General features: G+C 71.9%; 18 protein-coding genes and 1 riboswitch. Of the genes, 5 read left to right on the forward strand and 13 right to left on the reverse strand.

All coding sequences use genetic code 11. The features are described from left to right. Positions 1–396: 396 nt before the first annotated feature. Positions 397–2,262, forward strand: a complete 1,866-nt coding sequence (locus ACF07B_RS40900; protein WP_362404667.1) for an AAA family ATPase — start codon at positions 397–399, stop codon at positions 2,260–2,262. 78 nt (positions 2,263–2,340) lie between these two features. Here ACF07B_RS40900 and ACF07B_RS40905 read toward each other — a convergent pair whose 3' ends face one another. The 10 genes from ACF07B_RS40905 to ACF07B_RS40950 all read right to left on the reverse strand — a co-directional run bounded on the left by ACF07B_RS40905 (position 2,341) and on the right by ACF07B_RS40950 (position 11,767). After that, entirely contained in the window at positions 2,341–3,426 is a 1,086-nt protein-coding gene (locus tag ACF07B_RS40905; protein WP_369482604.1) for a hemolysin family protein, read from the reverse strand. Then, complete coding sequence (locus ACF07B_RS40910; protein ID WP_369482603.1) at positions 3,423–4,754, reverse strand: hemolysin family protein; 1,332 nt, start codon at positions 4,752–4,754, stop codon at positions 3,423–3,425. Before ACF07B_RS40910 ends, ACF07B_RS40905 begins: the two co-directional genes overlap by 4 nt. A 198-nt stretch (positions 4,755–4,952) precedes the next feature. Next, positions 4,953–5,420, reverse strand: coding sequence for a PH domain-containing protein (locus ACF07B_RS40915; RefSeq protein ID WP_362404675.1), 468 nt, complete (start codon positions 5,418–5,420; stop codon positions 4,953–4,955). 14 nt (positions 5,421–5,434) lie between these two features. Then, positions 5,435–6,292: an ATP phosphoribosyltransferase gene (hisG, locus tag ACF07B_RS40920; protein ID WP_392182674.1), complete on the reverse strand. Its 858-nt coding sequence runs from the start codon at positions 6,290–6,292 to the stop codon at positions 5,435–5,437. Positions 6,293–6,370: 78 nt separating this feature from the next. Then, entirely contained in the window at positions 6,371–6,643 is a 273-nt protein-coding gene (locus ACF07B_RS40925; RefSeq protein ID WP_015661856.1) for a phosphoribosyl-ATP diphosphatase, read from the reverse strand. Between the two features lie 34 nt (positions 6,644–6,677). Then, positions 6,678–7,163, reverse strand: a complete 486-nt coding sequence (ribH, locus tag ACF07B_RS40930; protein ID WP_151468514.1) for a 6,7-dimethyl-8-ribityllumazine synthase — start codon at positions 7,161–7,163, stop codon at positions 6,678–6,680. Between the two features lie 138 nt (positions 7,164–7,301). After that, positions 7,302–8,639 (reverse strand): bifunctional 3,4-dihydroxy-2-butanone-4-phosphate synthase/GTP cyclohydrolase II, encoded by a 1,338-nt coding sequence (locus ACF07B_RS40935; RefSeq protein ID WP_369482600.1) that lies wholly within the window; start codon positions 8,637–8,639, stop codon positions 7,302–7,304. Beyond that, positions 8,636–9,271, reverse strand: coding sequence for a nicotinamide riboside transporter PnuC (locus tag ACF07B_RS40940; protein WP_392182675.1), 636 nt, complete (start codon positions 9,269–9,271; stop codon positions 8,636–8,638). The genes ACF07B_RS40935 and ACF07B_RS40940 overlap by 4 nt, the downstream gene beginning before the upstream one ends. After that, positions 9,268–9,903 (reverse strand): riboflavin synthase, encoded by a 636-nt coding sequence (locus tag ACF07B_RS40945; RefSeq protein ID WP_362404690.1) that lies wholly within the window; start codon positions 9,901–9,903, stop codon positions 9,268–9,270. Before ACF07B_RS40945 ends, ACF07B_RS40940 begins: the two co-directional genes overlap by 4 nt. A 154-nt stretch (positions 9,904–10,057) precedes the next feature. Then, a riboswitch (FMN riboswitch) is annotated at positions 10,058–10,188 on the reverse strand. A gap of 346 nt (positions 10,189–10,534) precedes the next feature. Next, on the reverse strand, positions 10,535–11,767 hold the full coding sequence (locus ACF07B_RS40950) for an ROK family transcriptional regulator (RefSeq protein WP_392182676.1): 1,233 nt from the start codon (positions 11,765–11,767) through the stop codon (positions 10,535–10,537). A gap of 131 nt (positions 11,768–11,898) precedes the next feature. Here ACF07B_RS40950 and ACF07B_RS40955 point away from each other — a divergent pair, with 131 nt between their 5' ends. Continuing rightward, on the forward strand, positions 11,899–13,110 hold the full coding sequence (locus tag ACF07B_RS40955) for an MFS transporter (protein ID WP_369482597.1): 1,212 nt from the start codon (positions 11,899–11,901) through the stop codon (positions 13,108–13,110). Here the strand turns inward: ACF07B_RS40955 and ACF07B_RS40960 are convergent. Further along, positions 13,070–13,528, reverse strand: coding sequence for a thioesterase family protein (locus ACF07B_RS40960; protein ID WP_362404701.1), 459 nt, complete (start codon positions 13,526–13,528; stop codon positions 13,070–13,072). The genes ACF07B_RS40955 and ACF07B_RS40960 overlap by 41 nt on opposite strands. A gap of 104 nt (positions 13,529–13,632) precedes the next feature. Beyond that, the gene (locus tag ACF07B_RS40965; RefSeq protein WP_392182677.1) at positions 13,633–14,985 is read right to left on the reverse strand and encodes an alginate lyase family protein; all 1,353 of its coding nucleotides are present in this window, start codon (positions 14,983–14,985) and stop codon (positions 13,633–13,635) included. A 121-nt stretch (positions 14,986–15,106) separates the two neighbouring features. On the opposite strand from ACF07B_RS40965, the gene ACF07B_RS40970 reads away from it, so the two are divergent. Continuing rightward, positions 15,107–16,498, forward strand: coding sequence for a uracil-xanthine permease family protein (locus tag ACF07B_RS40970; RefSeq protein ID WP_392182678.1), 1,392 nt, complete (start codon positions 15,107–15,109; stop codon positions 16,496–16,498). Here the strand turns inward: ACF07B_RS40970 and ACF07B_RS40975 are convergent. Continuing rightward, positions 16,480–17,586, reverse strand: coding sequence for a glycoside hydrolase family 6 protein (locus ACF07B_RS40975; protein ID WP_392182691.1), 1,107 nt, complete (start codon positions 17,584–17,586; stop codon positions 16,480–16,482). The genes ACF07B_RS40970 and ACF07B_RS40975 overlap by 19 nt on opposite strands. A 172-nt stretch (positions 17,587–17,758) precedes the next feature. On the opposite strand from ACF07B_RS40975, the gene ACF07B_RS40980 reads away from it, so the two are divergent. After that, the gene (locus ACF07B_RS40980) at positions 17,759–18,433 is read left to right on the forward strand and encodes a DUF5995 family protein (protein ID WP_392182679.1); all 675 of its coding nucleotides are present in this window, start codon (positions 17,759–17,761) and stop codon (positions 18,431–18,433) included. Positions 18,434–18,525: 92 nt separating this feature from the next. Then, positions 18,526–19,515 (forward strand): LLM class F420-dependent oxidoreductase (locus tag ACF07B_RS40985; protein ID WP_392182680.1); only part of this gene is annotated, 990 nt, incomplete at its 3' end.

Raw genomic sequence — 19,515 nt, forward strand, 5'->3', positions numbered from 1 at the left:
CTTACGTTCTGAAGCAGCGGCCCTTCGGGAGCCGCCCGCAGTCGCGAAGCCCCCGGTTGTTCCCCCGTGATCGGGGGCTTCGTTCTGCCCACACCCTCTCTTTTCGGACGCCCCACGGCGTGATGCGCTCACCCTGGGTCACCGTTCGCAGTGCGCCCCATATGCTCCCACCTCGTGGAACGGGCTGTGCGGCACCCTTCGGCAGGCCCGTCCACCGCAGGTACGATGCCTCTCGGTGCGACTTTCGGACGGCTGCTGTGCCGCACTGCTTCAACTCCCGTCCGCGGCACAGTCGTTCGACCAGAGCTGCCGACGGGCACCGGCCCGGCGGCAAGGGGATGTCCTGATCCGCGAGGCACTCCCCGACCATCGGGGGCACGGTTTGTGGGGGACGTGATGGACTTCGGCACGCAGGGCCCCGAGGCCCCGGCCGACCTCGCCTGGCTGCGGGGTGTGGACGCCTACACGATGGGCGCCTACCCGCAGGCGGAGGAGGAGTTCCGCGCCGCGGTCCGGATGGACCCCGGCATGGCGGACGGCTGGCTCGGACTGCACGCGCTACGGGTGGACACGACGACCGCGCTGCTGCGGATGTTCCGGCACCGGGACCGCTTCGGCGAGCAGCGCTCCCGCCACCGGCGCACCCTCAACTCCTGGTACTGGCTGGGCTGGTGGGTCCAGCCGGTGCTGGAGAGTCCGCGCGACCTGCTGCTCGCGCACGCCTCGCACTGGCTCGACGGGCGTCATGTCCCCGAACTGGACCGGGCGTTGGCCGGCCTGCCGCCGGTCGACGCGGACCACCAGGTGCGGTTCCTGCACGCGTGCCGCGCCTATCTGGTCAAGGACTGGGAGCAGTTGGTACGGCACACCGATCCGCTGATCAACGATTCCATGCTCGGCATCGAGGCCGGGCTGTTCGGCGGCATGGCGCGGGTCCGGCTGGAGATGTACGGACAGGCCGAGCCGCTGCTGTCGTCCGCGCTGATGCGCTGCCGCAGCGAACAGCCGCAGCGCAAGGAGCTGCGGTACTGGCTGGCCCGCGCGCACGAGGGCACCGGCCGGTCCGCCGCCGCACTGCCCCTGTACCGGGCGGTGCACCGGGTCGACCCCTCCTTCATGGACACCTCGGCCCGGCTCGCGGCCATCGCCGAGGGGGACGGGTACGACGACGCCGCCGCCGATCTCGCGGCGATCACCCTCGCCGGGGTCGGGCAGGACGTGCTGGAGGGCCCGGACGGCATGGACGCGCTGTTCGGCACCGAGGGGCGCGATCTGCGGCTCCCGGACCCCGATCCGTCGCCGCCCGGCGGGCTGCCGGCCCAGACCGACGGCTTCCGGGAGAAGGCCGTGATTCCGGTGCAGCCGATACCGGCGGGACCGACCGACCCGGCCCTGCTCGACGAGGCGCTCGCCGAACTGGAGCGCATGGTGGGCCTGGAACCAGTGAAACGCCAGGTCAAGGCGTTGTCGGCGCAGTTGAACATGGCCAGGCTGCGCACCGGGCAGGGGCTGCCGGTGCAGCCGCCGAAGCGGCACTTCGTCTTCTCCGGCCCCTCCGGCACCGGCAAGACCACGGTGGCGCGCATCCTCGGGCGGGTGTTCTACGCGCTCGGGCTGCTCGGCGGGGACCATCTGGTGGAGGCCCAGCGCGCCGACCTGGTCGGCGAGTACCTCGGCCAGACCGCCGTGAAGGCCAACGAGCTGATCGACTCGGCGATCGGCGGCGTCCTGTTCGTGGACGAGGCGTACTCCCTGTCCAACTCCGGTTACGGCAAGGGCGACGCGTACGGCGACGAGGCCCTTCAGGTGCTGCTGAAGCGGGCCGAGGACAACCGGGACCACCTGGTCGTCATCCTCGCCGGCTACCCCGAGGGCATGGACCGGCTGCTCGCCGCGAACCCCGGTCTCTCCTCGCGCTTCACCAGCCGCGTGGACTTCCCCTCCTACCGCCCGCTCGAACTGACCTCCATCGGCGAGGTGCTGGCCGCCGAGAACGGTGACATCTGGGACGAGGAGGCGCTGGACGAACTGCGTTCGATCGCCGGGCACGTCGTCGACCAGGGCTGGATCGACGAGCTCGGCAACGGCCGCTTCCTGCGCACCCTGTACGAGAAGAGCTGCGCGTACCGCGATCTGCGGCTGTCGGGATACCCGGGCACTCCGTCGCGCGACGATCTGTCGACGCTGCGTCTGCCCGACCTCATGCAGGCCTACGGAGAGGTCCTGTCGGGCCGGGGCCCGCAGGATCCGTCGGCGATGTGAGAAGGCCCCGGTTCCCTCCGGGGCCGTACGACCCTCACGGGTCGCACGGCCCCCGGGAACCGGGGCCCACGCTCGCGGTCAGCTCGCCAGCGCCTCCTCGGCCTGGCCGACCCGCGGCTCCGCGACCCGTACCGGCGTGACATCGCGGTGCGCCGGGTCCCGTACCTCGCCGACCAGCAGTTCCAGTACGTCCTCAAGCGTCACGAGGCCCATGACCTTCCCCGTGGCGTCGGCGACCTGGGCCAGATGGGTGGCGGCACGGCGCATCACGGTGAGGGCGTCGTCCAGCGGGAGTTCGGAGCGCAGGGTGGTCATCGGCCGCCACATCTGCTGCGGGACCGCGCGCTCGGACTCCTCCAGGTCGAGGACGTCCTTCACATGGAGGTAGCAGCCCATGAAGGCGCCGTTCTCCGCGACCACCGGGAACCGGGAGTATCCGGTGCGCGCGGTGAGGGCGACGATCTGGCCCGGGGTGACCGAGGGGTCCACGGTGATCAGCGAGGCGCTGTCGAGCAGGACGTCGGTGACCGGACGGGAGCCGAGTTCCAGGGCGTCCTCGAGACGCTCCTGTTCCTCGGGGTCGAGGAGTCCCGCCTGTCCTGAGTCCTCGACGAGCCGGTTGAGCTGCTCGCTCGTGAAGACCGCTTCGACCTCGTCCCGGGGTTCGACCCGGAACAGCTTGAGGATCAGCTGGGCGCAGGCACCGAGGCCCACCGTGACCGGGCGGCACACGCGGGCGAAGGCGACCAGTCCGGGGCTGAGCCACAGGGCCGTCTTCTCGGGCGCGGCCATCGCCAGGTTCTTCGGGACCATCTCGCCGATGACGAGGTGGAAGAAGACGACGAGGGCGAGCGCGATCACATAGCCGAGGGGGTGGATCACCCCGTCCGGCAGGCGGACCGCCTCGAACAGCGGCTCCAGCAGTTGGGCGACCGTGGGCTCGGCGACCGCGCCGAGCGTCAGCGAGCACATGGTGATGCCGAACTGGGCCGCCGCCATCATCTGCGGGAGCCGCTCCAGGCCGTACAGGACCTGCCGGGAGCGGGCGGTGCCCAGCGGTTCGATCTGACTGCGCCGTACGGACACGAGCGCGAACTCGGCGCCGACGAAGAAGCCGTTGGCGAGCACGAGCAGGCCCGCGAACAGCAGTTGGAGCATGCTCATCGGACGGCCTCCGGGGCGAGCGCCGTACGCACGAGGCGGACGCGTTCGGCACGGTAGTGCCCGACCTGTCGCACGACGAGACGCCAGCCCGGGAGCTCGGCCTTGTCGCCGGGGGCCGGGATCCTGCCGAGCAGGTCGGCGACGAGACCTGCCACGGTCTCGTACGGTCCCTCGGGTACGTCGAGGCCTATGCGCTGCAGGATGTCGACCCGGCAGCTGCCGTCGGCGTCCCAGGCGGGCCTGCCGTCCTCGGGGGGCGCGGCCGCGAGCTCGGGCGGCTCGCCCTGCTCGTCGTCGTGCTCGTCGCGGACCTCGCCGACGAGTTCCTCGACGATGTCCTCCAGGGTGACCACGCCGGCCGTGCCGCCGTACTCGTCGACGACGACGGCGATCGGCTGTTCACTGCGCAGCCGCTCCAGGAGGGGCTGCACGGGCAGGGTCTCCGGGACGAGCAGGGGGGCCTGGGCGATCCGGCCGACGGGTGTGCGCAGCCGGTCGCGCGAGGGGATCGCGAGGGCGTCCTTGAGGTGGACCATGCCGACGATCTCGTCGATCCGCTCCCGGTAGACGGGGAAGCGGGACAGACCGGTGGCACGGGTGAGGTTGACCACGTCCTCGGCCGTGGCCGAGGACTGGAGGGCGCTGACCTTCACCCGCGGCGTCATGACGTGCTGCGCGGTGAGGTCGGCCAGGGACATCGTGCGGACGAAGAGGTCCGCGGTGTCCTGCTCCAGGGCTCCCGCGCGGGCCGAGTGGCGAGCGAGGGAGACGAGTTCGCCCGGGGTGCGGGCGGAGGCCAGTTCGTCGGCGGGTTCCACGCCCAGGGCGCGGACGAGCCGGTTGGCGACGGTGTTCAGCGCGGCGATCACCGGCCGGAAGAGGCTGGAGAAGACGTGCTGCGGACCGGCGACGAAGCGGGCCACCTGAAGCGGCTTGGACACCGCCCAGTTCTTGGGCACGAGTTCCCCGACCACCATCTGCACGGCGGAGGCCAGCAGCATGCCGACCACCACGGCGACGCCGGGCACGGCGCCCTCGGGCAGCCCGATCGCCGTGAACGGGCCGTGCAGGAGCTCGGCCAGCGCCGGTTCGGCGAGCATGCCGACGACGAGCGAGGTGATGGTGATGCCGAGCTGGGTGCCCGAGAGCTGGAAGGACAGCTCCTTGAGCGACGCGACGACCGTGCCGGCGCGCTTGTCGCCTTCGGCCGCGGCCTTCTCGGCGTCGGGGCGCTCGACGGTGACGAGCCCGAACTCGGCGGCCACGAAGAAGCCGTTGGCGAGAATCAGCAGGAATGCCGCGCCAAGGAGCAACAGGGGGATGGTCATGCCGCCGCCTCGCTATGTCGGAAGGGGGCGGCGCAGGTACTACAGGACGATCCGTCCATCGCTGGAGGGAGTCACTCCTCGGGTAGCAGGGGGCCTCTGAGGGCGGGAGCACATGAGAGGCGGAGGCGCGATGAAAAACGCCTCCGCCGACAGATTAATCAAGACAAGGGCTCTCAGGGCAGGGTGGGAGGCCGAGAGTCAGCCCTGATGTTCGTCACGTTGCCCGTCGGGCTCCTGGATTCCACGGGCCGAGGCCAGGGCGCGCAGGGCTCGGGCGTCCTCGATGGCGCGCTGCCGGGCGATGCCCGGCTGGATGCCGAGGACCGGGAGACTGGTGCCGTCACTGAGGTCGAGGAACACCCAGGGGTCGCCCGGACGCAGGTTGACCTGGAGGATCTCCGCCCAGTCCAGGTGCCGGCGGCTCGCGATGTTGACGACCGTGACACCGCTCTCGTCGGCGACGACCTTGGGCCGCGAGAGCAGCAGGAGCACTCCGAAGAGCAGCGCCGCGGTGAAGATGAAGCTGAGCCGCTCTCCCGGGCCGAGTTGCTCCAGAAGCATGGCGACCGTGGTGATGACCACAAGGATCGACGCGCCCGCGGTGAGCAGCACCGCCCGGGTGCGGGAGGGGCGGAAGGTTATGGGAAGGGTGGGAAGGTCCGACATGTGCAGTGATCCCGTCAGAGCCGGCAGGCGTGGATGGCCGTGGTCAGGATGGCCCGCGCGCCGAGCTCGTACAGGTCGTCCATGATCCGCTGGGCCTCCTTGGAGGGGACCATGGCGCGGACGGCGACCCAGCCCTCGTTGTGCAGCGGCGAGATGGTCGGCGACTCCAGGCCGGGAGTGAGCGCGACGGCCTTCTCCAGGTGCTCGGCGCGGCAGTCGTAGTCCATCATCACGTAGGTCCGCGCGACCAGCACGCCCTGGAGGCGGCGCAGGAACTGCTGGACCTTGGGCTCGGCGTCCTCGGTGGGGCCGGATCCGACGCGGCGGACGACGACGGCCTCGGACTTCATGATCGGCTCGCCGAAGATTTCCAGGCCCGCGTTGCGCAGCGAGGTGCCCGTCTCGACGACGTCCGCGATGACCTCGGCGACACCGAGTTCGATGGCGGTCTCGACGGCGCCGTCGAGGTGTACGACGGAGGCGTCGACGCCGTGGTCGGCGAGGTGCCCCGCGACGATGCCCTCGTAGGAGGTGGCGATCGTCTTGCCGTTCAGGTCCGCGATGCCCTTCGCGGTGCCCGGCTTGGAGGCGAAGCGGAAGGTGGAGCGGGCGAAGCCGAGCGGGAGGATCTCCTCGGCGTTGGCTCCGGAGTCGACCAGCAGGTCGCGGCCGGTGATGCCGATGTCGAGCCGGCCGGAGGAGACGTAGATCGCGATGTCGCGGGGGCGGAGGTAGAAGAACTCGACCTCGTTGTTCGGGTCGACGATCCGCAGTTCCTTGGACTCCCGGCGCTGCTGGTAGCCGGCCTCATGCAGCATGTCCGCCGCAGGTCCTGAGAGGGAACCCTTGTTGGGGACGGCGATGCGCAGCATGAGGTCGGCTTCCTTTGCTAGAGATTGTTCGGCTGGGTGGGACGGACATGCTCGGTGGGGGCGCTGCTGAGTGCGCCCCTACAGATGCGCGTACACGTCGTCGAGGGAGATCCCGCGCGCGACCATCATCACCTGGACGTGGTAGAGCAGCTGCGAGATCTCCTCGGCGGCGGCGTCCTTGCCCTCGTACTCGGCGGCCATCCAGACCTCTGCGGCCTCTTCGACGACCTTCTTGCCGATGGCATGAACACCCTTGCCGACGAGTTCGGCGGTGCGCGAGGTGGCGGGATCGCCCGTGGCGGCCTTGTGCTGGAGCTCGGTGAAGAGCTCCTCGAACGTCTTCTTGGACATGGTGGTCCTCACCCTACGCGGTCGGTGCCGTACCTCAGTGCCAGGGTTCAGATACTGAGCGGAGGGTGGCCGCGGTCGCCACGGCGGCCGTCACCGCCTCGTGGCCCTTGTCCTCGTTGGAGCCCTCGATGCCCGCGCGGTCCAGGGCCTGCTCCTCGGTGTCACAGGTCAGCACACCGAAGCCGATGGGGACGCCGGTGTCGATGGAGACCTGGGTGAGGCCCTGGGTGACGCCCTGGCACACATACTCGAAGTGGGGGGTTCCGCCGCGGATGACGACGCCGAGCGCCACGATCGCGTCGTAGCCGCGGCCCGCGAGGACCTTGGCCGCGACCGGCAGTTCGAAGCTGCCGGGGACCCGCAACAGGGTCGGTTCGTCGATTCCCAGCTCGCGCAGGGCGCGCAGCGCGCCGTCGACGAGACCGTCCATCACCTTGTCGTGCCACTGTGCCGCGATGACCGCGACCCGCAGGTCGCCGCAGTTGCGTACGGACAGTTCAGGTGCACCCTTGCCGCTCACGTGTCTCCTTCAGTCCCGCTGTGCCGTGTTGCCGATAGTGCTGTGCCGCCGGTGCTGCGCCGCACCGATGGTGCTGTCGTGCCGATGATGCTGTCGTGCCGGTGGTCCTGTGTCCCGCTGTGGTGCCGGTCGTACGGGTCACTGACTCCCGCAGGCCGACACGGTGGTCGCGTCGAGCCAGGGGAGGTCGTGTCCCATCCGGTCCCGCTTGGTCCGCAGGTAGCCGAGATTGTGCTCGCCCGCCTGGACGGGCATCGGCTCCCGTCCGGTGACCCGCAGGCCGTACCGGACGAGCGCGTCGGTCTTGTCGGGGTTGTTGGTCATCAGGCGCAGGCTGCGGACGCCGAGGTCCTCCAGGATCCGCGCGCTCGCGCCGTAGTCCCGGGCGTCGGCGGGCAGGCCGAGTTCCAGGTTGGCGTCGAGGGTGTCCCGGCCGCGCTCCTGGAGCTCGTACGCGCGCAGCTTGGACAGCAGCCCGATACCGCGCCCCTCGTGACCGCGGAGGTAGACGACGATGCCGCGGCCCTCGGTCTGGATGCGCTCCATGGAGGTCTGGAGCTGGGGGCCGCAGTCGCAGCGGTGCGAGTGGAATACATCGCCGGTGAGGCACTCGGAGTGGACCCGGACGAGGACGTCCTCGCCCTCGCCGATCTCGCCGTGGACGAGGGCGACGTGCTCGACGCCGTCGGCGGTGGAGCGGTAGCCGTACGCGGTGAACGCGCCGAAGGCGGTGGGGAGACGGACCTCGGCCTCGCGCCGGACGGTGGGTGCGGCGGGGGCCGCCCCGGTCTCGGCCGCCAGGGTGCTCTCGGCCGTGCGGCGGTAGGCGATCAGGTCCTCGATGGAGATGATCGTCAGGCCGTGCTTGCGGGCGAAGGGGATCAGTTCGGGCAGCCGGAGCATCCGGCCGTCCTCGCCGGCGATCTCGACGATCGCTCCGGCCGGGCGCAGTCCCGCCAGCCGGGCCAGGTCGACGGCGGCCTCGGTGTGGCCGTTGCGGGCCAGCACGCCTCCGGGCCGCGCGCGCAGCGGGAAGACGTGGCCGGGGCGCACGAAGTCGCCGGGCCCCGAGACGCCGTCCGCGAGGAGCCGCAGGGTGGCGGCGCGGTCGGCCGCCGAGATGCCGGTGGTCACCCCGTGGGCGGCGGACGCGTCCACCGACACCGTGAACGCGGTCTTCATCGACTCGGTGTTGTCGTCGACCATCTGCGGAAGGCGCAGCCGGTCGAGTTCGTCGCCCTCCATGGGCGCGCAGATCAGTCCGCGGCACTCGCTCATCATGAAGGCGACGATCTCGGGGGTCGCCATCTCGGCGGCGACGACGAGGTCTCCCTCGTTCTCCCGGTCCTCGTCGTCGACGACCACGATGGGACGGCCGGCCGCGATGTCGGCGATGGCCTGCTCGACGGGGTCGAGCGCGAAGTCCGAGACATCCTGATCGTGCCCGGTGCTGTACCAAACCGGCGCCGTTGTCATGCCGGGGCTCCTTCCATGACGGGCTGCCCGGCCTCACGGGAGCGCAGCCACCAGTCGCGCATGCCCCACAGGACGAGCGCGCCGTACAGGACGTAGACGAAACCGGAGAAGGCGTAGCCGTTCGCGAAGTTGAGCGGGACGCCCACCAGGTCGACCAGCAGCCAGGCGAACCAGAACTCGACCATGCCGCGGGCCTGCGCGTACATGGCGACGATCGTGCCGACGAAGATGTAGGCGTCGGGCCAGGGGTCCCAGGACAGCGTCGGGTACGCGTGGAAGAGACCGCTGACCGCGAGGGTGCCCACGACGGCGGCGCCCACCATGTACGCCCGCTCGCGCCAGGTGGCAAACCGTACGGAGACCCGCCCGTCCTTGCCCTCGCCGCGGTTCCACTGCCACCAGCCCCACAGGGCGACGACGATGACGACGACCTGCTTGCCGGCGCTGCCGGTGAGATGGCCGAAGAAGGCGGTGAAGAGGACGATCCCGGAGAGGAGCTGGACGGGCCAGCTCCACACGGAGCGGCGCCAGCCGAGCGCGAGGGCGATCAGACCGATCACGTTGCCGATCATGTCCGACCACATGATGTGCTGGTCGAGGAGGACGAAGGCCTCGGAGTTGAGCCAGTTCACTGGCCGGCCCCCTGGGTACCGGGCAGACCCGTGGGCTGTTCGCCGCGTGCGCCGAGCAGCCGCTCGACGTACTTGGCGATCACGTCGACCTCGAGGTTGACCGGGTCGCCGGGCTGCTTGCGGCCCAGCGTGGTCAGGTCGAGGGTGGTGGGGATGAGGCTCACGGTGAAGAAGTCGGGGCCGGCGTCGACCACCGTCAGGCTGATGCCGTCGACGGTGATGGAGCCCTTCTCGACCACATAGCGCGAAAGGTCGGCGGGCAGCGAGATCTTGACGATCTCCCAGTTCTCGGACGGCTTGCGCTCGATGACCGCGCCGGTGCCGTCGACGTGTCCCTGCACGATGTGGCCGCCGAGGCGCTCGCCCACGGCCATCGGCCGTTCCAGGTTGACGCGGGAGCCGACGGTGAGGGCCCCGAGGCTGGAGCGGCTGAGGGTCTCGGCCATGACGTCGGCGGTGAACTCGTCGCCCTCGTGCTCGACGACGGTGAGACAGACTCCGTTGACGGCGATGGAGTCGCCGTGCTGCGCGCCCTGCGTGACGACGGGGCCACGCAGCCGGAAACGCGAGGCGTCGTCGAGAATCTCGACGGCGGTGACCTCACCCAGCTCTTCGACGATTCCGGTGAACACTTCCCGGGTCCTCCTGCCTCATGGGGCACGGACTCCGGGGCTGTCGATGACGACAGAATGAGCGGACCGCGGCACATCGGGGGCGACGCCGAGAGGACACCCGTCCCACGGGACGAGGAGCGACAAACGACGGCACGCACGACATACCCGCCCGCCGCGCACTGCCTCCCATCCGGACTTTAACCGTCGGTCCAGGAATTCCACCTGGTCAACCGGCCGCTGGAAGCGGCCGGGTCGCGGACTATAACCGCCGGTTCGGAATTACACCGACCCCGGAGTGCGCTGCTTCTGGTACATGGCCAGTGTGCCACGCCCGATCGACAGCCATACGGCCGCACCTCTGTGGGCTGGCTCACAGCCGGTCTCCATGGACTTCCGCGCAAGGGTTTCACCGGTCAACCTCCTTGGGTCCGGGCGGTCTTGTGACACGGCTCCTGTACGCCGACTGGTCCATACCTATTGACGCTCTGGTCTAGTCCTCTTAATGTCCTCGATCAAGACTGCGTGATCATTCATAGCCGGTCCCCCCACGATCGACCCGGCGGCGGTGACGAAGGCCCTTGCCCCGCCGCCGGGTCTCCAGCAGGCATGGTGCGCCTGCCGATGAACCCCCCTCCGGCCCCCCGGGGTCCTATCGCGACGACGGCGGAGCGAACAACTCGTCCTGGGCGCCGTCGCGTGCCGTGAGCAGGGCGCCGCGCAGGACCGCGCCTCCGCCCAGCGGGCTCGCGCGCACCTCGGTCGGAAGCGGCGAGATACGGGCGAGCCGTCGCTCGACCCGAGCGGCGAGCGCGGTGCCGCCCGCCTGGCCGACCTCGCCGCCCAGGACCACACACCCGGGGTCCAGCACGGCACTGACGGAGGCCGCCCCGATGGCCAGGCGGTCGGCGAGGACGTCGAGGAAGCCGTCGGCGGCCGGCGTGCCGGAGGTCTCCAGCGCCTGCCGCACCAGCGCCGCGGCGTGCGGTTCGTAGCCCTCGGGCCGCGCCCGGACACCGTGCCGCGCCGCCAGCTCCGCGATCGCCGCGGACCCCACCAGCGAGTGGAAGCCGCCCCCGCAGTCGGTCGCCGAGGGGAGACTCGTGGTGCCCGGCACCGGAAGGAAACCGATCTCCCCGGTCCCTCCGGAGGCTCCGCGGCGCAGGGCGCCGTCGAGGACGACGGCGGCGCCGGTGCCGTGGCCGAGCCACAGCAGGACGAACGTGTCGCGGTCCCGGGCGACTCCTTCGCGCTGTTCGGCGAGGGCCGCGAGATTGGTCTCGTTCTCGACGAGGACGCGGGCCTCGGGAAGCCGCTCCTGAAGGACCGCGACCAGCCGCCGGTGCCACGCGGGCAGGCCGGTGGAGTTGCGGAGTTCGCCGGTGGCGGGGTCGATCAGGCCGGGCGCCCCGATACCCACGGTGTGCAGCCTGCCCCACCCCCGGACGAGTGCGCGCGGGGGCGCCGCCCCGAGGGAGCCTGCCTCCTTCGCCACCCGCTCGACCAGCGCGACCGCCTGCTCCACCGCCGGCCCGGTCCCGGTGCCCTCGCCGATGGGCACGGACGCCTCGGCCAGGACCCGGCCGACCAGGTCGGAGACGACGACCGAGACGCCCTCCGTCCGGACGTCCAGTGCGGCCAGATGCGCGCGGTCCGCGACGATCCCGTAGACCCGGGCGTTCGGGCCGCGCCGCTGCTCCCCCGATTCCCCGACGACGGTGACGAGTCCGGAGGCGGTGAGGCGTTCGACGAGGTCGGCGACCGTGGGCCGGGACAGTCCGGTGAGCTGTTTCAGCCGCCCTGCCGTCAAGGGGCCTTCCTGCTGCAACAGCCGCAGGGCGAGCCGGTCGTTGATGGCCCGTGCGGTGCTCGGGGATGCGGGCATGGCGGGAATCCTCCCAGACCGGCGAGGCCACCGGGCGACCGGGCGGCGAGCGGTCATCTATTTATCAGGCAGGGTTCCTGATAGTTTACGGCGGCACGACGTGGAACCATCGACCGGGGAGGGGCCCGAGCATGAGTGAAGTGGTCTACGACCAGCGCGTGGTCAGGCGCGCCCGGTACGCCGTGGCGGCCGTGTTCGCCGTGCACGGAGCCGTCACCGGGTCCTTCGCGACCCGCGTGCCGTGGATCCAGGACCACGCGTCGGTCAGCGCGGGGCAGCTCGGATTCGCTCTCGCCTTCACCGCGCTCGGCGCGTCCTGCTCGATGCCGCTGGCCGGCCGCATCACCCACCGCTTCGGCAGCCGCACGGCGCTGCGCGGACTCATGGCCCTGTGGACGCTGGCCCTGATCCTGCCGTCCCTGGCGCCGAACCTGCCGACCCTGTGCCTCGCGATGTTCGTCTACGGCGCCACGGCGGGGATGGCGGACGTCGCCATGAACGCGCTGGGTGTCGAGGTCGAGAACCGCCTCGACAAGTCGATCATGTCCGGGCTGCACGGCATGTGGAGCGGCGGCGCGCTGATCGGCGCGGCGGCCGGCACGCTCGCCGCGCATCTGGGCGCCGACGCGCGGCTGCACCACGCCCTGGCGGCGGGGACCCTCACCCTCCTCGGCCTGGTCGCCTGCCGCTGGGTGCTCGATCTTCAGCCCACCGAGGACGAGGAGCCGCCGCCGCGGTTCGCGCTGCCGCCCCGGTCTGCGCTGCTCATCGGCGCGGTCGGCTTCTGCGCGGTCTTCGCGGAGGGCGCGAGCCTGGACTGGTCGGCGGTCTATCTGCGCGACCGGCTGGACAGTTCGGCCGGTCTCGCCGCGGCCTCGACCACCGGTTTCATGCTGACCATGGCGGTGGCCCGGCTGGCCGGCGACTCGGTGGTGAACCGTTTCGGCGCCGTGCGTACCGTGCGGGCGGGCGGCGTACTGGCCGTGCTCGGCGGGGTGCTGATCGTCGTGGCGGGTCATCCGGCGGTGGCGATGGGCGGCTTCGCGCTGCTCGGGCTCGGTATCGCGGTCGTCGTCCCGCTCTGCTTCGCGGCGGCCGGGCGCAGCGGCCCCAACCCCAGCCAGGCCATCGCCGGCGTCGCGACCATCACGTACACCTCGGGGCTCATCGCGCCGAGTCTGATCGGGTCGGTGGCGCAGGCGACGAACCTCATGGTGTCGTTCGGGCTGGTCACGCTGCTGGCGTTCGGGCTCACCGCGCTCGCGGGTGTGCTGCGGGCGGGAGACCGCGTCGCGTCGAAGGTCAGTCCCCCGAGCGCAGCAGTTCCCGGCCCACGGCCCTGAACCCCTCGCTCCACGGCGTCGGGCGCAGGGTCCCGGCGTCGAGCCGTACGAGCACCCGGGTTCCGTGCGCGTAGGTGACCGCGCCGTCGAGGGAGCAGAAGCGGAAGCCGTACGTCAGTCCGGTGTTACCGAGCCTTTCCAGCCAGAGGTGGACGGCGTACGCGCCGGGGCGGCTGACCGGGGCCTCGTAGGTGATCCGCAGTTCCTTGACCGCGTTGCACGAGTCGCCCGCCGCCTCCCAGTCGCCCTCGAACCCGAAGCCGCGCTCGTTCCACAGCGCGGTCCAGGCGCGCTCGACCATGACCGGGTAGCGGGCGTTGTGCAGCAGTCCGAGCGCGTCGAGGTCGTCGAAGTGGACGGTGACGGGCAGGAGGCGTCCGTACGGGAGGACGGGGGCGGCGGGGGCTTCGGCGGTCACGGGCGGGGCTCCTGGGGCGTGCTGCGGCGCGCGGACTGGGCGTGCCTGGCTGAAACGACGCTCCCCATCCTAAGCAAACGCTCAGGAACCCCGGCCGGGCGGGATCAGCCCGCGATGGAGTCGAGCTGCTCGGCGGCCGGCCGCAGCTCCCACAGATCACCGCCGGGCGGCGCCTCCAGCCCCGGTACGGCGGCCCGCGCGGCCCGGTCCCCGGCGTCCGCCGCGGCCCGCACCACGTCACTCGCCGCGAAGCGGTGGAACTCCAGCTCGGGGTGGCTCCACGGTTCGGCTCCGGTCGCCGCGGGCAGCAGGTAGTCGACCGCCCTGAACAGGCTCTGGCCGTCCGGTCCCCGATAGGACCAGAGGTCCACGCCGACGTGCCGGCCGATGGCCGCGAGCCGGGTGTACGCGACCAGGTCGAAGGTCGAGTAGTGCCAGCTGCGGGTGCGGGCGAGCTCCTGGGGCTGGCTGCCGTCGGCGGCGATCTGCGGGTCGACGCGCAGGCTCCGCGCGGCGAGCACGGTCCGCCGGGCGAGGCCCTTGTCGCCGGTCGCGTACGCGAGGGCGGCGAGCTGCATGTCGTAGAAGGTGCCGTGGTTGTTCCGCGCGGCGCCCTCCTCCTTGCCGAAGGCGCTGTCCGTCAGCCAGTCGCGGTAGCCGGTGTTCCAGGCGAGCATCGCGGCCCGGTCGCGCCGGGACCAGCCGGGGGCGCCGGTGTCGAGGAGGGCGATCGCGTCGAGGACGCTCGTGCAGGACTGCGAGAAGTCGATGACGCCGATGGCCCGGCCGTCGTACTTGCAGGGGATGAACTGGCCGTGGTCCAGGTTCGGGTTCATCCGGGTGGCCGGGTCCAGGAACCAGGTGCGCAGGACCTGGGAGGCCTTCACGGCGTACCGCTTCTCGCCGGTGTAGTACCAGGCGAGCGCGAGGTCATAGGTCGAGTCGAACACCTTCTCGACATCCTGGCGGTCGGTGCCGGTGTCCACCTCGGGATTGCGCTGCCCGTCACGCTGGACGTAGGGGCAGCCCCAGGGATTGTCGGCGGTGGCCGGTCGCGAGGGCCACCAGTAGGGAGCCTGGCTGAGGTAGTCGTGAACGTCGCCGCCGGGAGCGGGCCTCGGCTTGTCGACGACCGTCCAGGGGCCCTGGTCCAGCCAGTTGTCGGCGCGGGCCGTCAACCGGCGCAGAGCGAGGGCGAGTCGGCGGTCGCCGTGGTCCAGGCGGGCGCGGGTGCGCCGCAGCCGGGCACCGTCGAGGACGACGGTCCTCGGCAGTCCGGGCGCGGCCCGTCCGGACCCCGCCGGCGCGTCCATGGACTCCGCACGCGCCGACAGAGCGCGGGTGACCGGGGGTGCGTCCATGGACTCCGTACGAGCGGACGCCGAGGGGGCGACGAGGGTCGCGAGCGTGACGGTGGCCGCCGCGATCACCAGGCCCAGTCTGGATCGTGCACTCACAGAACACTCCGATCAGACATATGAACGATGTTCACGAGAAGGACCGTGCGAGCGTAGAGCGGCTGGTGGGACGTGACAATGGTCCGGACACATTCACGTACAGAGAAAGCGAACCCTCACCATGGACCTCGGCGTGCGCTGGAAACTGCACGGCGACGGGCGGACCCCCGCCCCCGGAGCGGTCGTCCGCCCCGATGAACGCCTCTCCTGGCCCCGGACCTTCGGGCTCGGCGCCCAGCATGTGGTGGCCATGTTCGGGGCGTCCTTCGTGGCACCCGTCCTGATGGGACTCGACCCCAACCTCGCGATCATGATGTCCGGTGTCGCGACGGTCATCTTCCTGCTCTCCACCCGCGGCCGGGTGCCCAGCTACCTGGGCTGTTCGCTCTCCTTCGTCGGCGTCGCCGCCGTGATCCGCGCGCAGGGCGGCACCAGCGCCACGGTGACCGGCGCGTGCTTCGTGGTCGGCGTCGCGCTGTTCCTGGTGGGTCTGGCCGTCCAGCGGTTCGGGGCACGGATCATCCACGCGGCGATGCCGCCGATCGTGACCGGCGCCGTGGTCATGCTGATCGGCTTCAACCTCGCGCCGGTGACCGCCTCCACCTACTGGCCGCAGGACCAGTGGACGGCCCTGCTCACCATGCTGGTGACCGGCGCGGCCGTGGTGTGCCTGCGAGGTTTCTGGTCACGCATCGCGATCTTCCTGGGGCTGGTCTTCGGTTACGCCGTCTCCTGGGCCTTCGACCGGATCTTCGGCCGGATCCACTCGGCGGACGCGAGCGGCAAGGTCACCGACCACTGGCGCCTGGACCTCTCCGGGGTCGGGAAGGCCGACTGGATCGGACTGCCGTCCTTCCACGGACCCACGTTCCAGTGGTCCGCGATCCTCGTCGCCCTGCCGGTGGTCATCGCGCTGGTCGCGGAGAACGCGGGGCACGTCAAAGCGGTCGGCGAGATGACCGGAGACCCGCTGGACGACGAACTGGGCACCGCGATCTCCGCGGACGGCGCCGCCTCCATGCTCTCCACCGCGGTCGGCGGCCCGCCCAACACCACCTACTCCGAGAACATCGGCGTGATGGCCGCGACCCGGGTCTACTCCACCGCCGCCTACTGGGCCGCGGCCGGCTTCGCCCTGCTCTTCGGACTGTGCCCCAAGTTCGGCGCGGTGGTCGCGGCGATCCCGGGCGGTGTCCTCGGCGGGATCACCGTCATCCTCTACGGCATGATCGGCCTGCTCGGTGCCCAGATCTGGCTCAACGCCCGGGTGGACCTGCGCAATCCGCTGAACCTGGTGCCCGCCGCCGCGGGCATCATCATCGGCATCGGCGGCGTCACCCTGAAGTTCACGGACAACTTCTCGCTGAACGGCATCGCGCTGGGCACCGTCGTCGTGATCACCGGCTACCACGCGCTGCGGGCGATGGCCCCGGCCCACCTGCGCCAGGAACCGCTGCTCGACTCGGGGACCTCGGCGTACGACGGGCCCGGGGATCAGCCCGCCAGCTCATAGGCGTACGCGGCCGAGAAGGTTCCCGGCTCGCCCCGGCAGCCGTCCGACTCCCCCGGCGGCTTCACCCACAGATAGGCGTCGATCCCGGCCTCCCCGGTGCTCAGGGTCGGCGCCGGACCGATCCTGCGGCCCGGCGGATCGCACCACGCTCCGCCGGGGGCGGCGCCGTTGCCGTTGCGGCTGGTGTCGATGACGGCGCCGAGGTCCGGGGGACCGCCGAGCGCGGCGAGGACGCGCCGGGCGTAGGCGGTCTCGTCATCGGTCCGGTTGAAGTTGGAGACGTTGGTGAAGACACCGTCGGAGGAGGCCGCGGAGGCCGCGCCCGCCCGGCGCAGCAGCGCGGCCTGCGCGGCCGCCGGGTTCCAGTCGGAGTTGCCCGCGTCGTAGTAGACCCGGGCCCGGGGGTCCGCCGCCTTCAGGACGCGTCCCGCGCGGGCCAGGGAGGCGAGACGGCCCGCCCGCTCCGGGGCGGTCAGGCAGTCGGACTGGGCGATCGCGTCGGGTTCCAGGACGACGACCACCTCGCGGGAGCCGAGCCCCGCGGCGAAGCCGTCGATCCAGCCGTCGTACGCGGCGAGGTCGGGCGCCCCGCCCTCCGAGGCCCCGCCGCAGTCGCGCCGCGGGACGGCGTACGGCACGAGGACCGGCACCCCGCCCCGCTCGGCGGCCGCGGAGGTCACGGCCTCGACCCGCGCGGTGATGGTGGACGGTGTGAAGTCCGCGAACCACACCGCGGCCGGGCGGCCGGCGATCCGGGACGCGATGACCGCGCGCCGGGGATCCCCGGGGTGGCTGTCGACCCACGCGCGCACCTGGGAATCGGGGTGGCGGTACAGGAGGGCGGGCCCCGCCGCGGTCCGTGACCCGCCCGTGCTCGGCGAGGGATCGACGGCCGGCTCCGGGGAGGCCGGCCGCGCAGGGGACGGGGTGACCGAACCGCCCGCCGAGGCCGGCGCGCCGGACGGGGAGGGCGCGGACCAGCGGGCCACCGGCGCTCGCGCGCCCGGCGCCGGACGCCCGTCGCCGAGCGCGGACACGGTCCCCGTCACGGTGCCGGCCGCGACCACGACCGAGGCGACGGCGACCATGACACCGCGCCCCACGGATCTGCCGCGCTCCGCCCCGCGCTCGACGAGCCGCCGGACACGCAAGACTGACACGTAGGGTTCCCCCGCTCCGGCCCCGTCCGCGTTCCCCCGTTCTGGGGAAGCCGTCGGCCCGGCGGCACGCCGGCCACCCTAGGACTGGGACGCTGCCCTCATGGCGCAGTCGGCACAGTTCACCACTCCCGTTGACACGGTCGTCGCCCGTATGCGCGCCCTGGACGCGACGCTCCCCGAGCGGGACGGTCTCGCGGTCTTCAACCGCGTCTACCTCGCGGTCACCGAGGAGTTCGACCGTCGGCTGGACGCCGGGGTGTTCCCCGACCGACGGGCCGCGGAGACCCTGGACGTGCGGTTCGCGGAGCGCTATCTGGCGGTGGCCGAGGAGGACCGGGCGCCCGCCTGCTGGCGGCCGCTGCTGCGCTTCCGGCGCCATCCGGGGGTACGCCCCCTGCAGTTCGCCCTCGCGGGCATCAACGCGCACATCGGGCACGATCTCGCGCTCGCCGTGGTGGACAGCTGTCGTACGCTCGACTGCGAACCGGACGACCTGGAGGACGAGTTCGACCGCGTGGGCGATCTCCTCGTCTCGCTGGAGGAACGCATCCGCGAAGAGCTGATGCCGGGCCCCGACCTGCTCCAGATCGCCGATCCGCTCACCCATCTGCTGGGCTCCTGGAGTCTGGAGCGGGCCCGCGAGGCGACCTGGGCGGCGGCGCGGGCCCTGTGGGCGCTGCGCGGGATCCCCGGCCTGGCCGAGGAGTTCGGCGACCGCCTCGACGCGGCGGTGGGCCTGGCCGGGCGGATGCTGCTCACTCCCCTGCGGGCCTGATCCGGCCACGCGCCGCGGTCCTCGCCGGAACAACCGGACGCTCACTGTACGTTGACACCTCGGCACACCCCGATGCGAAGGAGTACAGCTGTATGACGACGCGACTCGGCCTCGCCCTCCCGCAGATGAGGCAGTACGACCTCGGACGGGACGTGCCCGCCGTGGCACGCGCCGCGGAGGAGATCGGGTTCGACAGCCTGTGGGTCTTCGAGCGGGCCCTGTTCCCGGACCCCCCGACCCAGGGGCTGTACGGCGTCGAGGGGCTGGCCTGGCCGGACTCCTACCGGGCTGTCGCCGACCCGCTGGTGACCCTGACCCTCGCGGCCGCGGCCACCGAGCGTGCCGAGCTCGGCACGAGCGTCCTGGTCGCTCCGCTGCACATGCCCTTCCAGCTCGCCAAGTCCCTCGCCTCCCTCGACGCGGCCAGCGGCGGCCGGGTCGTGGCGGGCCTTGGCACGGGCTGGTCGCTCGACGAGTACGCGGCGGCCTCCGCGCGGCCCTTCGCGGAGCGCGGCGACGCCCTGGACGAGGTGATCGAGGTGTGCCGCGCGGTGTGGGGCCCCGACCCGGTGGTCCACGACGGCACCCTCACCAAGATCGCCTCTGCGGTGGTCGGCCCCAAGCCGGCCCGGCCGATCCCGATCCTGCTCGCCGCCAACACGGGCAAGGCGCGCCGCAGGCTCGTCGACCACGCGGACGGCTGGATGCCGATCGGCATGGGCGTCGACCAACTGGCCTCACAGTGGCGCCAGTTGCAGGACCTGGCGGCCGAGCGCGGGCGCAGCCGGCCGCTGCGGACCGTGCTGCGCACGAACCCGCGCTACACGCCCAAGCCGTACGCGGGCGACGACCGCCAGCCCTTCCAGGGCGACGTCGGGCAGATCGTGGCGGACCTGGTCGCCCACGCCGAGATCGGCCTCGACGAGATCTTCCTCGATCTCCAGAGCGCGGTGCGGGACGCCGAGGAGCTGAAGGACGTGGCGGCCGAGGTGTACGCGGCGGCGGGGGGGGGGGGGGGGGGGGGGCCGCCCCCCCCCCCCCCCCCCCCCCCCCCCCCGCGCGGGCCCGGGGCACCGCCCCGC

Origin of the sequence: Streptomyces sp. NPDC015532, assembly GCF_043078065.1 — a bacterium.
GTDB lineage: Bacteria > Actinomycetota > Actinomycetes > Streptomycetales > Streptomycetaceae > Streptomyces.

Coding starts and splice junctions, on each gene's coding strand:
- ACF07B_RS40900 (WP_362404667.1), top strand. CDS start 397: ATGGACTTCGGCACGCAGGGCCCCGAGGCCCCGGCCGACCTCGCCTGG.
- ACF07B_RS40970 (WP_392182678.1), top strand. CDS start 15,107: ATGGACCTCGGCGTGCGCTGGAAACTGCACGGCGACGGGCGGACCCCC.
- ACF07B_RS40935 (WP_369482600.1), bottom strand. CDS start 8,639: ATGACAACGGCGCCGGTTTGGTACAGCACCGGGCACGATCAGGATGTC.
- ACF07B_RS40915 (WP_362404675.1), bottom strand. CDS start 5,420: ATGTCGGACCTTCCCACCCTTCCCATAACCTTCCGCCCCTCCCGCACC.
- ACF07B_RS40980 (WP_392182679.1), top strand. CDS start 17,759: ATGGCGCAGTCGGCACAGTTCACCACTCCCGTTGACACGGTCGTCGCC.
- ACF07B_RS40955 (WP_369482597.1), top strand. CDS start 11,899: ATGAGTGAAGTGGTCTACGACCAGCGCGTGGTCAGGCGCGCCCGGTAC.
- ACF07B_RS40950 (WP_392182676.1), bottom strand. CDS start 11,767: ATGCCCGCATCCCCGAGCACCGCACGGGCCATCAACGACCGGCTCGCC.
- hisG (WP_392182674.1), bottom strand. CDS start 6,292: ATGCTGCGCATCGCCGTCCCCAACAAGGGTTCCCTCTCAGGACCTGCG.
- ACF07B_RS40905 (WP_369482604.1), bottom strand. CDS start 3,426: ATGAGCATGCTCCAACTGCTGTTCGCGGGCCTGCTCGTGCTCGCCAAC.
- ACF07B_RS40910 (WP_369482603.1), bottom strand. CDS start 4,754: ATGACCATCCCCCTGTTGCTCCTTGGCGCGGCATTCCTGCTGATTCTC.
- ACF07B_RS40975 (WP_392182691.1), bottom strand. CDS start 17,586: ATGGTCGCCGTCGCCTCGGTCGTGGTCGCGGCCGGCACCGTGACGGGG.
- ACF07B_RS40925 (WP_015661856.1), bottom strand. CDS start 6,643: ATGTCCAAGAAGACGTTCGAGGAGCTCTTCACCGAGCTCCAGCACAAG.